This window comes from Thermoactinomyces sp. CICC 23799 (assembly GCF_016055145.1).
Taxonomy (GTDB): Bacteria; Bacillota; Bacilli; order Thermoactinomycetales; family Thermoactinomycetaceae; genus Thermoactinomyces; species Thermoactinomyces intermedius.
Genome location: NZ_JAECVV010000005.1, coordinates 43,257 through 56,009 on the forward strand (window position 1 = coordinate 43,257; position 12,753 = coordinate 56,009).

Sequence of the window (12,753 nt, forward strand, 5' to 3'; positions counted from 1 at the left end):
TTTGTTTATACATAAAGGTGGAGGATGAACCAAATGGAAAAAACATTTATCATGGTAAAGCCGGATGGTGTGCAACGCGGATTGATCGGAGAAATCGTGTCCCGTTTTGAGAGGAAAGGTTACCAACTGGTGGGTGCCAAGTTGATGACCGTATCCCGCGAGCTTGCGGAGCAGCATTATATCGAGCATAAAGAGAAGCCCTTCTTTGACGAGTTGGTGGACTTCATTACTTCCGGACCGGTCTTTGCGATGGTTTGGCAAGGAAACGGCATTATTGCGGCAGCCCGCCAAATGATGGGGAAAACCAATCCTTCCGAAGCGTTGCCGGGAACGATCCGGGGCGATTATGGCGTCAATGTGGCGATGAACATCGTTCACGGTTCCGATTCGCCGGAAAGCGCCGAGCGGGAAATTGCACTGTGGTTTGATGAGGAAGATTTCAATCATTATGAGAAAACTATCAATCGTTGGATCTGAAAACCGGTTTGATAAGGCATAGCGAAAAGCTATGCCTTGATTTTTTTTCGGAGCCGGCGGGTTGAAAATGGCCGCGGCCATCCTTCAAACCGGTTTTGAAAAGGGTTTTATCTGGAATTGGCTCTCCCCAGTTTGGTTGATCTGTGTTATGATTACTATCAAATTTTTTCATTGAGATGAGAGGGAGATGAGCATGAGGTATCTGACAGCAGGAGAGTCACACGGTCCGCAATTAACAGTGATCATTGAAGGATTGCCCAGCCAGCTTTCCTTGGATAAAGAGAAAATTGACCGCGAATTGGCCCGTCGTCAAAAAGGGTATGGACGCGGCCGACGCATGCAGATTGAAAAGGACCAAGTGAAAATTTTGTCCGGTGTCCGGTTCGGGAAGACAACAGGAGCACCCGTCACCCTTGTGATTGAAAACCGGGATTTTAACCATTGGAAAAAAGTGATGAGTGTGGATCCGATTCCGGAAGAAGCAGAGAAACGGAAAATTTCCCGCCCGCGTCCGGGGCATGCCGATTTGAATGGAGCTATCAAGTATCAACACCGGGATATGCGTGATGTTTTGGAACGGTCCAGCGCCAGGGAAACCGCAGCCCGTGTCGCTGCAGGAGCGGTGGCCCGTTTGATTCTGGAAGAATGCGGAATCCGCATTGCCGGCCACGTGATCCGCATTGGCGATGTCGTTGCGGAGCCGGTGGAATTGTCCTTTGAGGAGATGGTGGAACGTGCCGAATTGTCCCCTGTGCGTTGTCTCGATCAAAACGCTGAGGAAAAAATGATGGCCCTCATCGATCAAGCGAAAAAAGAGGGAGATTCCCTGGGAGGCGTCGTGGAGACCATTGTGCAAGGGGTTCCGGTCGGATTGGGAAGCCATGTTCATTGGGACCGCAAACTGGATGCCAATATTGCGCGTGCGGTGGTCAGCATCAATGCCTTCAAAGGAGTCGAATTTGGAATCGGTTTTGAGGCCGCCAAGCGGAAGGGATCCGAAGTTCATGACGAAATTTTGTGGTCAAAAGAACGCGGATTTTACCGCCGGACCAATCGGTTGGGCGGATTCGAAGGCGGAATGACCACCGGCGAGCCCATCATTGTCAGAGGCGTCATGAAGCCCATTCCCACCTTGTACAAACCTCTCCAAAGTGTTGATATTGAGACAAAAGAACCATTTCAGGCAAGCATCGAACGTTCCGACAGCTGTGCGGTTCCGGCAGCCAGCGTGGTGATGGAAAATGTGGTGGCTTGGGAAGTGGCACAAGCGCTCTTGGGCAAATTTTCGGGAGACACCATGGATGAGGTGAAACGACAATTGAAGCAGTATCAGGAAAGCGTGTTGAGTTTCTGATGAAAACATTGACGGTGCAGGGAAAAGAACGGTCTTACCCGATTTACATCGGAAACGGTCTGTTGGAAAAAGTGCCATCGTTTTTAAAGCAACACCACATTGAAACGGATTGCAAACTGATGATTGTCACGGACACCCACGTGGCTCCGCTTTATGCCGGCAAATTGCGCGACGCGTTGGAGCAAGCCGGATTTCAGGCTGGGATCTCTGTCGTCGAAGCGGGGGAGAAAAGCAAGAGCTTGCAAATGCTGGAACATTTGACGGGGGAATGTTTGAAATTTGGCCTGGATCGCCGCAGTGTGATTTTGGCCTTGGGCGGAGGTGTGGTAGGTGATCTGGCCGGTTTTTTGGCGGCCAGTTACATGCGTGGGATTCCGTTCGTTCAAATTCCCACCACTTTATTGGCCCATGACAGCAGTGTCGGCGGCAAAGTGGCCGTGAACCATCCCATGGGCAAAAATTATATCGGCGCTTTTCATCAGCCGTTGATGGTTGTCTTTGATGTGGCCTGTTTAAAGACACTGCCGGCGAGAGAATGGCGGTCCGGAATGGCGGAAGTGATCAAACACGGCCTGATCCGGGATGCTTCCTTCGTCGAATGGTTGGATGAACATCGTGAATCGCTGGATGCACGGGACCATGATGCCATGATGGAATCCGTTTACCGGGGTTGTCAGATCAAGGCGGATGTGGTGTCCCAAGATGAAAGGGAAACCGGCCTTCGCGCCATTTTGAATTATGGGCACACCATTGGCCATGCCTTGGAGGCGGTGTCCGGATATCAGGTTTACACCCATGGAGAGGCGATTTCCATCGGAATGAACGGGGCCGCGCAATTAAGCGAACGGTTGTTGGGAACAAACCGGGAGGTGATCCGGGAAACCGGACGGATTCTGAAATCGTTCGGACTGCCCGTTGTTTGCACCGATTCATGGCCGGTTGCGTCCCTGATCGGGATCATGAAGCGGGACAAAAAAGCGCAACAAGGAAAATATGTGTTTGTTCTGGCCCGGGATATCGGCAACGTGGAGATTGTACGGGATGTGCCGGAGGAAGAAATCAAACGGGTCTTGCAGCGATTGTTGCCGGACCGGGAAATGAAACCCTGATTTCGGGTTGACAATTTTTTGCCTCTTCGATAAAGTAATAATCATAGAATGAGTAGCATAGTTATTCAGATGAGCTGAGTTGAGCAGAGAATGGAGATAGCGGAGCAGAGTGGAGGCTGAATGATACATGAAAAAACAGCCAAAGCAATGCTTGCTTTGGTTTTTATATTTTCCTCTGCAATCCCCGCTTTTCCCTTCTCTCAAAACCCATTTTTGAGGAGGGATTTTTTTGATTTACCCCACACGAGAAACGGCTTTGTCACTGAGCAAAAAATACCGCTTGATTCCGCTTTGCAAAAGAGTGCTGGCTGATACCGAAACCCCCATCCGCTTGTATGCCCGGGTGAAGGATCAACCCAATTCCTTTTTGCTGGAAAGTGTCGAAGAGAGTGAGCACCGGTCCCGGTATTCCTTTATCGGATATGACCCGTTTTTGACGGTCAAAGGAAAAGGAACCGAAATCACGACGACAAAGCGGAATGGCGAAAGCGAAACAACAGTGACATCTTCCCCATTTGATTTTTTAAAATCCATGTTGGAACAGTATAAAACCCCGGTTTATAAAGATTTTCCTTCATTTTTGGGAGGAGCGGTCGGCTACACCGGTTACGATGCCGTCCGGTTTATTGAGCCCGACCGGAAGGTGACCAAAGGGACTTCTGATCAAAACGACCTCCATTATTTGTTCGTGGACCGGTTGCTGGTGTTTGACCATCTGAAAGATGAAGTCATCTTTGTTTCCCATCTGAAGGTTTTCCCCGGGATGTCCGCTCAGGAAATAAAAGAGGCCTATGATCAGGAGGCAGACCGGCTGGAGAAATGGTCATCGGAGTTTTTGAAGAAGCCAGGTCCCGTTCCTTCATTATCTTTTGAAGAAAGGGAAGTTTCCGAACTGGATATTAAACCGGACGTCAGCAAAGACGAATTTATGCAAATGGTGAAACAAACCAAGGAATACATTCAAAACGGCGAAGTTTTGCAAGTGGTCCTGGCCCGTTCGCTGACGGTGGAGACGGCACCTCCGCCCTTCGATGTATACCGGGCGTTAAGGGTTTTGAATCCTTCCCCTTACATGTATTATTTGAACCTCGGGGATGAGAAGGTCGTCGGGACTTCGCCGGAAGTGTTGGTGCGTGTCACCGGGTCCACCGCGGAAACCTGCCCCATTGCCGGAACCAGACCGCGCGGAAAAGACGAACAGGAAGATCAGGAATTGATGGATGATTTGTTGCAGGACCAAAAAGAACGCGACGAACATGTGATGTTGGTGGATCTGGGCCGGGAAGACATCGGGCGCGTTGCCAAAGTGGGAACGGTGAAAGTGCCGGATTATATGAAAATCGAAAAATATTCCCATGTCATGCATCTGGTTTCCCGGATCCAAGGGGAATTGAAAGAAGGAAAGAAACCCATGGATGCTTTGATCGCTTGTTTCCCGGCGGGAACCTTGTCCGGAGCGCCCAGGGTGCGGGCGATGGAAATCATCGCCGATCTGGAGGCGTCTCCCCGGGGCATTTACGGGGGAGCACTCGGTTATTTCAGCTTCAGTGGGGATATGGACCAATGCATTACCATCCGGACCATTGTGTTCCGTGACGGAAAAGCACAGGTTCAATCCGGTGCGGGCATTGTTGCTGCATCGGATCCGGAAAGGGAATATTTCGAGACCTTGCATAAAGCCAAGGGGATGCTCAAAGCATTGGCAATGGTCCGGCCGGAAAAGGCAAGGAGTTCGGTGGGATGAAGCCGTTTCTGAAAAAAGTGGTGGAAGGCGAACCTCTCAGCCGCAGCGAAGCAAAGCAAGCGATAGAAGCGATGATCAACGGAAACGTGCCACAGGCGCAAATCGCCAGTTTTTTGACTGCGCTGCGGATGAAAGGGGAAACGGTGGAAGAACTGATCGGCTTTGTCGAAGGCATCCATTCGCAAACCATTCCCGTCCGGAACCCGTTTGAAGAAGCGGTGGATACTTGCGGAACCGGCGGGGACGGACAAAAAACATTTAACATTTCAACAGCGGCATCCATCGTTGCATCTGCGGCGGGGGTGCCCGTCATCAAACACGGAAACCGCGCGGTATCGGGCAAAAGCGGGAGTGCCGATGTCTTGGAGGCCTTAAAGATGAATATCCGCCTGAATGCCGATGAAGCAGTAAAAATGCTTGAAAAGACAGGGCTTTGTTTTTTATTCGCCCCATTGTTTCATCCGGCGGTCAAAAAGGTGATGTCCATCCGCAAAGAGCTCGGGTTTCGCACCTGTTTCAATTTGATGGGGCCCCTGTTGAATCCGGCGCGGGTGAAAGTGCAATTGTTGGGCGTTTATGATGCCGGCTTAACCGGGAAGGTGGCGCATGTATTGAATCACTTGGGCGTCAAAAGAGCGCTGGTGGTGTCGGGGCTGGACGGCTTGGATGAGATGACGGTGACGGATGCGACCCGCATCAGTGAATTGGAGAACGGAGAGGTGAAAACTTACGAGGTCACTCCGGAGTCCCTCGGAGTGACCCGTTGGCATGCAGCCGGGCTCCGGGGCGGAACCGCAAAAGAAAATGCCCGGATCATGAAAGAAGTTTTTGCGGGCAAGGAGGGGGCTCCTGCCGATATCGTCAGCATCAATGCCGGGGCGGTCCTCTATCTTGCGGGGAAAGCCGGATCATTGAAAGAAGGAACGGAGCAGGCGAAACGGATCATTCAATCAGGACGTGCCCGGGAGCAGCTGAACAAAGTGGTTCAAGCTTCGAAGGAGGTTACCTATGTTTCTTGAAAAAATCGCAGACACCAAAGCAAAAGAAATCAGAGCCCTTCACGAGCAAATTTCTTCGCATGACCGGAAGCGTGCCAAACGCCTTCCGCAGGGGTTGTCTTTAAAAAAGAAGTTGTCCGGGACGGAGGCGGCCATTATTGCCGAGGTGAAATCCGCCTCTCCGTCCAAAGGGGTAATCTCAGAAAAGTTGGATCCGGTGAAGGTGGCCAAGGGATATGAGCTTGGCGGGGCGGCAGCCGTGTCAGTGTTGACGGATACCGTTTATTTTCACGGCAAACCGGAATATTTGACACAGGTGAAACAAAATGTCGGCTTGCCCGTGCTTCGCAAAGATTTCATCATGGATGAATTGCAGGTGTATGAAAGCAAGCTGTTGGGAGCCGACATCATTTTACTCATTGCCGCTTTACTGGATGAAGAGCGGTTAAAACGGTTCACCTGCACGGCTCATGAGCTGGGGATGGAAGTTCTGGTTGAAATCCATGAAGAAGACGAAATTCCTTCGGCGCTTTCGTGCGACCCGGATGTGATCGGAATCAATAACCGGAACTTGCATACCTTTCAAACCGATATCTCCCATACTGAGAAGCTGAGACCGCTCATTCCCCCGGGACGCCCTGTGATCGGGGAGAGCGGTGTTCTCTCTTTGGAAGATGCAAAACGGATGCACAAAGCCGGGGTGCAAGGGTTGCTCGTCGGGGAATACCTGATGCGTCAGGAAGATCCGGAACGGGCCGTTCGTGAATTGCGAGAGGGTTTAAGAAGATGAAAAAGCCTTTTATCAAGTTCTGCGGTTTTCAAAGAGCCCGGGATGTGCAAACAGCCAGCCGGTTGCCGGTGGATGCTTTGGGATTTGTGCTGGTTCCCGGCCGGAGAAGATCCGTGCCCCGCAGCCGTTTGCCGGAATTGGTCCGGCATCTGTCTAAAGGGCAGGCGGCCATCGGGGTTTTACAAAATCCTTCTTGGGATGAAGTGAAAAGTTGGTTGGAAACCGCGCTTCTGTCCGGTATTCAACTGCATGGAGAAGAGCCTGTTGAGTTGCTCCAAAAAATCAAGTCGGCCCGCCCCGGCCTTCATCTTACCAAAGTGTTTCATATGCAAGACTCTTTGCCGGAACCGGGGAAGCTGGAAGCGTATCAGCCGTGGGCCGATGCGATTTTGCTCGACACCGCAGCCGGAAACATAAAAGGCGGAACCGGAAAACGGTTTGATTGGCGTTTGATCCCGGCCTGGAAGGAGGCATGCCACCAATTGAATCTGCCCTGTTGGGTTGCCGGGGGATTGGACGAAAACAATGTGACGGAGTTGATCACCCGCTACCGGCCCGACGGAATTGACGTGTCCGGCGGAATAGAAATCGATCAACACAAAGACAGCGCAAAAATGCGCCTTTTTTTGGAAAGGGTGAAAAAAGCTTATGCCACTTCTTCATAAAAAAGCCGCGTCTTGGAGATACGGGGAATTCGGGGGGCGTTACGTTCCCGAAACCACCATGAATGCCCTGATCGAACTGGAAGCCGGATTTGAAGAGGCGATGAAGGATCCTTCCTTTAAAGAAGAGTTAAACCATTGGTTGGAACATTATTCGGGACGCCCGACCGCATTGACTTATGCAAAAAGGCTCACCGAATATGCCGGAGGGGCCAAAATTTATTTGAAACGGGAGGATTTGAACCATACCGGTGCCCATAAGATCAACAATGCTTTGGGGCAGGCGCTTTTGGCCAAGCGGATGGGGAAAACCAAATTGATTGCCGAGACCGGAGCCGGTCAGCACGGGGTGGCCACGGCAACGGTTGCTGCTCTTTTGGGGCTGGAATGTGAAGTGTTTATGGGAGAAGAAGATATCAAACGGCAACAGTTGAATGTTTTTCGGATGGAACTGTTGGGGGCGAAAGTGCAACCGGTTTGCTCCGGTACCCGCACATTAAAAGATGCCACCAATGAAGCACTCCGGCGTTGGGTGGCGGAAGTGGATCATGCCTTCTATCTGATCGGTTCGGCCGTGGGACCCCATCCTTATCCGTTGATTGTCAAAACGTTTCAACGGGTGATCGGTGATGAGACAAGGATCCAAATCTTAAACCGGGAAGGACGACTTCCGACGGATGTGGTGGCTTGTGTCGGGGGAGGAAGCAATGCAATCGGCATGTTTACCGGGTTTCTGGATGAGGAAGAGGTGCACCTTCACGGGGTGGAAGCCGCGGGAAAAGGCTTGTCCACCGGATTGCATGCCGCTTCGCTCAGCAAAGGGGAGACCGGCGTCTTGCACGGCATGTACAGTTATTTCTTGCAGGATGAACACGGCCAGGTGTTGCCCGCCCATTCTATTTCAGCCGGATTGGATTACCCCGGGGTCGGACCCGAGCATGCGTACCTGCACAAGACCGGCCAGGTGCGATATACTTCGGTGACCGACCAGGAAGCATTGGAAGCGGTGAAAATCCTTTGCCGGACGGAAGGGATTTTGCCGGCGTTGGAGTCGGCGCATGCCATTTGGGAAGGGATCCGGTTGGCCAAACAACGGGATTTTCGGGATTTGATTGTGATTTGTTTATCAGGCCGCGGGGATAAGGATGTGGAGACGATCCGCCGGGCGTTAAGAGGTGAATCGTAATGAACCGTTTGCAACAAACCTTGGCTCAAAAAGAGAACCATTTCATTCCCTTCATCATGTGTGGCGATCCGGATATGGAAGTGACAGAAAGCCTCATCCGGTTGCTGGAAGAGGAAGGGGTTTCGGCCGTTGAACTGGGGGTTCCATTTTCGGATCCGATGGCCGACGGTCCCGTCATTCAGGCCGCGGGGGAACGCGCTTTGAAAAATCAGGTGACCTTGGCCAAAGTGCTGCAATTGGGAAAAAAGATGCGAAAAAACGGCAGTGAAGTGCCTTTGATTTTGTTTACGTATGCCAATCCCGTGTACCGGTTCGGCATGGAAAAACTGGTGGAGGAAGCGGTCGCTCACGGCTTTGACGGGTTGATTGTCCCGGATTTGCCTTTTGAAGAAAGCGAAGAATTACGCTATTTGGGAAAAAAACGCGGCTTGTGCGTGATCCCCCTGGTGGCGCCGACATCCCAAGACCGGGTGAAAGAAATCGTTTCAAAAGCCCAAGGGTTTGTTTACTGCGTCTCTTCACTGGGAACGACCGGGATGCGGGATCAATTCGCCGGACAAACCAGTCATTTTTTGGATACGGTGCGGAAATTCAGTCCCGTTCCCACGGCAGTGGGTTTTGGCATTTCCAATCGGGAACATGTCCGGCACTTTTTAAACCATACCGATGGCGTTGTGGTCGGAAGTGCGTTGGTCAAAAAAATCGAGGAACAATCGGACTTGTTGAAGGATCTGGGGAGAAGGGAAGACGGATTGAAGAACATCAGGGTGTTTGTCAGACAGTTAAAATCGGAGTAAGATAGAAATAAAAAATTGAAAGGGAATGGGCATGAAACCAAAAGCAACCGTTCAAGGACTACCAGTCTATCAACCTGGCAAAACACTTGCAGAGGTAAAAGAGGAGTACGGGATCCACGATGTGATCAAGTTGGCCTCGAATGAAAATCCTTTCGGCTGTTCACCAAAGGTTTGGGAAGCTTTGGGAGAGATGAAAGGGGAGTTCCATCTCTATCCGGAAGGGAATGCTCCCAAACTGCGTGAAAAATTGGCGGAGTACTTGGAAACCGACCCGCGACGTATCATCTTCGGAAACGGATCGGATGAATTGATTCAGATGATCGGCCGCACCTATCTGGAACCGGGGACGGAATCGGTGATGGCCGACCTCACTTTCCCACGGTATGAAACCGCGGTGCGGATTGAAGGAGCCCGGCCGGTGAAGGTGCCTTTAAAAGACGGCGTGCATGACTTGGAAGCCATGCTGGAGGCGGTGACGGACCGGACGAGGGTGATCTGGATCTGCAATCCGAACAATCCGACCGGAACGATTGTAACCCGGCAAGAGTTGACATGGTTCTTGGATCAGCTGCCGGATCACGTCTTGGTGGTGTTGGACGAAGCGTATTATGAATATGTCACGGACCCGGATTATCCTGATTCCTTGTCTTTTTTGAATTATAATCCGCAAATCATTGTTTTGCGCACTTTTTCCAAAATCTTTGGTTTGGCCGCTTTCCGGGCCGGATACGGGGTTGCCCATCCGGATGTGGTGCGCGAGTTGAACCGGGTCCGTGAACCGTTCAACCTGAACCGGCTTGCGCAAGCAGCGGCACTGGCGGCGTTGGAGGATGAAGCATTTATTTTTTATTGCCGGAACCAAAACCGGTTGGGAATCAAACAGATCACGGAAAAATTGGATGAATGGAACCTTCATTATTACCCGGCCCATGGAAACTTTATCCTGATGGATACCACCATGCCGGCCGATGAGGCGTTTCAGGGATTGCTTCGTCAAGGAGTGATTGTCCGGTCCGGGGAGGCACTGGGCTTCCCGACTTACATCCGTGTCACGGTTGGAAACAAAGAGCAAAATGACCGGTTTTTAAAAGCGTTGGAGCAACTTTTGGAAATGAAAGGATAGAATCTCCCGATGCCTGAAAAAATTGCGATTCTGGGAATTGGATTAATCGGCGGATCTTTGGCGCTGGGATTGAAAGAACGGACCGATGCCGTGGTGGTCGGATATGACCGTTCGGAAAAAGACTTGCGGTATGCGATGGCAATCGGTGCCGTGGATGATTGGACAACTTCCCTCCCGCGGGCGGTCAGCGATGCCGACATGATTGTCATCGCCTTGCCTGTGGGCCAAATCAAGCAAATGATTGAGACATTGGCCAAACTCCCCCTCAAGCCGTCATGCATTGTGACCGATGTGGGGAGCACCAAATCGGAGATCATGGAAGCAAGCCGCAAATTAAAAGAAAAAGGGATCGTTTTTATCGGCGGGCACCCCATGGCCGGATCGCACCAGTCAGGCATTCAGGCGGCCCGGTCTTTGTTGTTTGAAAATGCTTACTATGTTTTGACTCCGGATCCGGAAGCTTCCCTTTGGGAGGTGCAAAAGGTCAGCCAGTTGTTGCATAAGGCGACCCGGGCCGAACTGGTGATCATGGATGCCGCGCATCATGACCGGATTGTGGGGGCGATCAGCCATTTGCCCCATATCATTGCGGCCGGATTGGTGAATGTGGTCGGCAATTATAATGAAGAAAATGAATGGTTTCATCGCTTGGCAGCAGGCGGATTTCGGGATTTGACCCGCATTGGTGCCAGTCATCCGGTCATGTGGCGGGATATTTTGCTTTCCAACCGGAAAGCACTGTTAAAGTTGATGGATGATTGGATCGCAAAAATGGTAGAAGTCCGCTCCGCCATCTCTGACGGGGAACAAGAGCAAATTGAAGCGTTTTTCAGCCGCTCCCGCCGGTTGAGGCAACAATTGCCGGATAAAAAGCGCCGGGGAATTCTGGAACCGCGGTATGAATGTCATGTGGATGTGCCGGACCAGCCGAGGGTGATCGGAAAGATTGCCACCTTGTTGGGAAACGAAAACATCAATATCAGCAATTTGGAAGTGATGGAAAACCGGGAAGAGATTCCCGGTGTCTTAAAAATTGCCTTTAAAAAAGAAAAAGATTATCTGGCCGCCATCTCTGTCTTGCGCAGGGAAGGACTGGAAGTATTCAGTGAGGACGAAAGCTGGGAGGAAAGCAAAGTATGATGGAAATATGGCAGTCGAAACCGTTTCAATTGACTTGCAAAGTCCCCGGTGACAAATCGATTTCCCACCGCTCCATCATGCTGGGGGCATTGGCTGAAGGGGTGACCGAAGTCGAGGGCTTTTTGCCCGGAAAGGATTGTTTGGGGACCCTGCAATGCTTTGAACAGATGGGAGTGGAAATTGAACGATTGTCCCCCACATCCGTGCGGATTCACGGCCGGGGGATCCACGGATTAAAAGAGCCGGTGGCCCCGCTGGATGTGGGAAACTCCGGCACGACCATCCGGTTGATGCTGGGAATATTGGCCGGAGCGCCGTTTTTTTCCACGGTGATCGGTGATGATTCCATCAGCCGCCGTCCCATGGACAGGGTGGTTCAACCGTTAAGAAAAATGGGAGCACGCATTGAAGGACGGGAAAACGGGCGTTACACCCCCCTTGCCGTAAAAGGAGGCCGTCTGCAGGGGATCACCTATCACAGTCCGGTGGCCAGCGCCCAAGTGAAGTCTTGTCTTTTGCTGGCTGGTTTAAGCGCGGAAGGGGTCACCACGGTGGCTGAGCCCTCTCTATCCCGTGACCATACCGAACGCATGCTGCCGGCGTTTGGAGCCGCATTGACGGCGAAAGATCATGTGGTTTCCATAGAAGGGGGACAATCGTTGCGCGGTACCAAAGTCCGGGTGCCGGGAGACATTTCTTCTGCCGCGTTCCTCCTTGCCGCCGCCCTGATGGTGCCGGGCAGCCAGGTGACGGTGGAAGACGTCGGTTTAAACCCGACAAGGACCGGAATCCTGGATGCTTTTAAACAAATGGGAGCCATGGTGGAAGTGGAAGAGACCGGAAGTTGGTGCAATGAACCGGTCGGCAGAGTGACTGTTCGCACTGGAGAGCTTCACGGAGTGACCATTGGCGGAGAAATGATTCCGCGCTTGATTGATGAAATTCCTGTTTTGGCCGTTGTTGCCACTCAGGCCAAAGGAACCACGGTCATTAAAGATGCCAAAGAATTAAAAGTGAAGGAATCAAACCGGATTGCCACCACGGTCAACGAGCTGAAGAAGTTGGGGGCAAACATCAAAGAAACCGAAGACGGAATGGTGATCGAAGGCCCCGTGACCCTGCACGGCGGCACCACCACCAGCCACGGGGATCACCGGATCGGCATGTCGATGGCGGTCGCCGGGTTGGGAGCCAAAGAAACCGTCAAAGTATTGGATGTGGAATCCATCGATGTATCTTTCCCTGGATTTTTCCGTTACATCCAAAAAATGCAAGTAAGTCAAATCTGAAAATTAAAAAATGTTGTTGACCTTGTCCACTTCTGCCCGTATAATGGGAACTACAGTATGGTTTCTCTCCACTCCTATCCAATA

General features: G+C 51.6%; 12 protein-coding genes. All 12 read left to right on the forward strand.

Annotated elements, in window-relative coordinates; translation table 11 throughout:
• The first annotated feature begins 33 nt into the window (after positions 1 to 33).
• The 12 genes from ndk (at position 34) to aroA (ending at position 12,669) form a co-directional block, all read left to right on the forward strand.
• Positions 34 to 477, forward strand: a complete 444-nt coding sequence (gene ndk, locus I8U21_RS07865; protein ID WP_181732061.1) for a nucleoside-diphosphate kinase — start codon at positions 34 to 36, stop codon at positions 475 to 477.
• A 193-nt stretch (positions 478 to 670) separates the two neighbouring features.
• Positions 671 to 1,831, forward strand: a complete 1,161-nt coding sequence (gene aroC, locus I8U21_RS07870) for a chorismate synthase (protein ID WP_181732062.1) — start codon at positions 671 to 673, stop codon at positions 1,829 to 1,831.
• A complete protein-coding gene (gene aroB, locus I8U21_RS07875; RefSeq protein ID WP_181732063.1) occupies positions 1,831 to 2,940 on the forward strand; it encodes a 3-dehydroquinate synthase in 1,110 nt (369 codons plus the stop codon). The genes aroC and aroB overlap by 1 nt, the downstream gene beginning before the upstream one ends.
• Positions 2,941 to 3,169: 229 nt before the next feature.
• A complete protein-coding gene (trpE, locus tag I8U21_RS07880) occupies positions 3,170 to 4,684 on the forward strand; it encodes an anthranilate synthase component I (protein ID WP_181732064.1) in 1,515 nt (504 codons plus the stop codon).
• The gene (gene trpD, locus I8U21_RS07885) at positions 4,681 to 5,703 is read left to right on the forward strand and encodes an anthranilate phosphoribosyltransferase (RefSeq protein WP_181732065.1); all 1,023 of its coding nucleotides are present in this window, start codon (positions 4,681 to 4,683) and stop codon (positions 5,701 to 5,703) included. Before trpE ends, trpD begins: the two co-directional genes overlap by 4 nt.
• Positions 5,693 to 6,472: an indole-3-glycerol phosphate synthase TrpC gene (gene trpC / locus I8U21_RS07890; protein WP_198053655.1), complete on the forward strand. Its 780-nt coding sequence runs from the start codon at positions 5,693 to 5,695 to the stop codon at positions 6,470 to 6,472. The genes trpD and trpC overlap by 11 nt, the downstream gene beginning before the upstream one ends.
• On the forward strand, positions 6,469 to 7,137 hold the full coding sequence (locus tag I8U21_RS07895; protein ID WP_181732067.1) for a phosphoribosylanthranilate isomerase: 669 nt from the start codon (positions 6,469 to 6,471) through the stop codon (positions 7,135 to 7,137). Before trpC ends, I8U21_RS07895 begins: the two co-directional genes overlap by 4 nt.
• Complete coding sequence (gene trpB / locus I8U21_RS07900; RefSeq protein ID WP_198053656.1) at positions 7,121 to 8,320, forward strand: tryptophan synthase subunit beta; 1,200 nt, start codon at positions 7,121 to 7,123, stop codon at positions 8,318 to 8,320. Before I8U21_RS07895 ends, trpB begins: the two co-directional genes overlap by 17 nt.
• Complete coding sequence (trpA, locus tag I8U21_RS07905; RefSeq protein WP_181732069.1) at positions 8,320 to 9,117, forward strand: tryptophan synthase subunit alpha; 798 nt, start codon at positions 8,320 to 8,322, stop codon at positions 9,115 to 9,117. Before trpB ends, trpA begins: the two co-directional genes overlap by 1 nt.
• Positions 9,118 to 9,148: 31 nt before the next feature.
• A complete protein-coding gene (gene hisC, locus I8U21_RS07910; RefSeq protein WP_198053657.1) occupies positions 9,149 to 10,240 on the forward strand; it encodes a histidinol-phosphate transaminase in 1,092 nt (363 codons plus the stop codon).
• Positions 10,241 to 10,249: 9 nt separating this feature from the next.
• On the forward strand, positions 10,250 to 11,380 hold the full coding sequence (locus tag I8U21_RS07915) for a prephenate dehydrogenase (protein WP_198053658.1): 1,131 nt from the start codon (positions 10,250 to 10,252) through the stop codon (positions 11,378 to 11,380).
• On the forward strand, positions 11,377 to 12,669 hold the full coding sequence (gene aroA / locus I8U21_RS07920; protein ID WP_198053659.1) for a 3-phosphoshikimate 1-carboxyvinyltransferase: 1,293 nt from the start codon (positions 11,377 to 11,379) through the stop codon (positions 12,667 to 12,669). Before I8U21_RS07915 ends, aroA begins: the two co-directional genes overlap by 4 nt.
• Positions 12,670 to 12,753 lie beyond the last annotated feature (84 nt).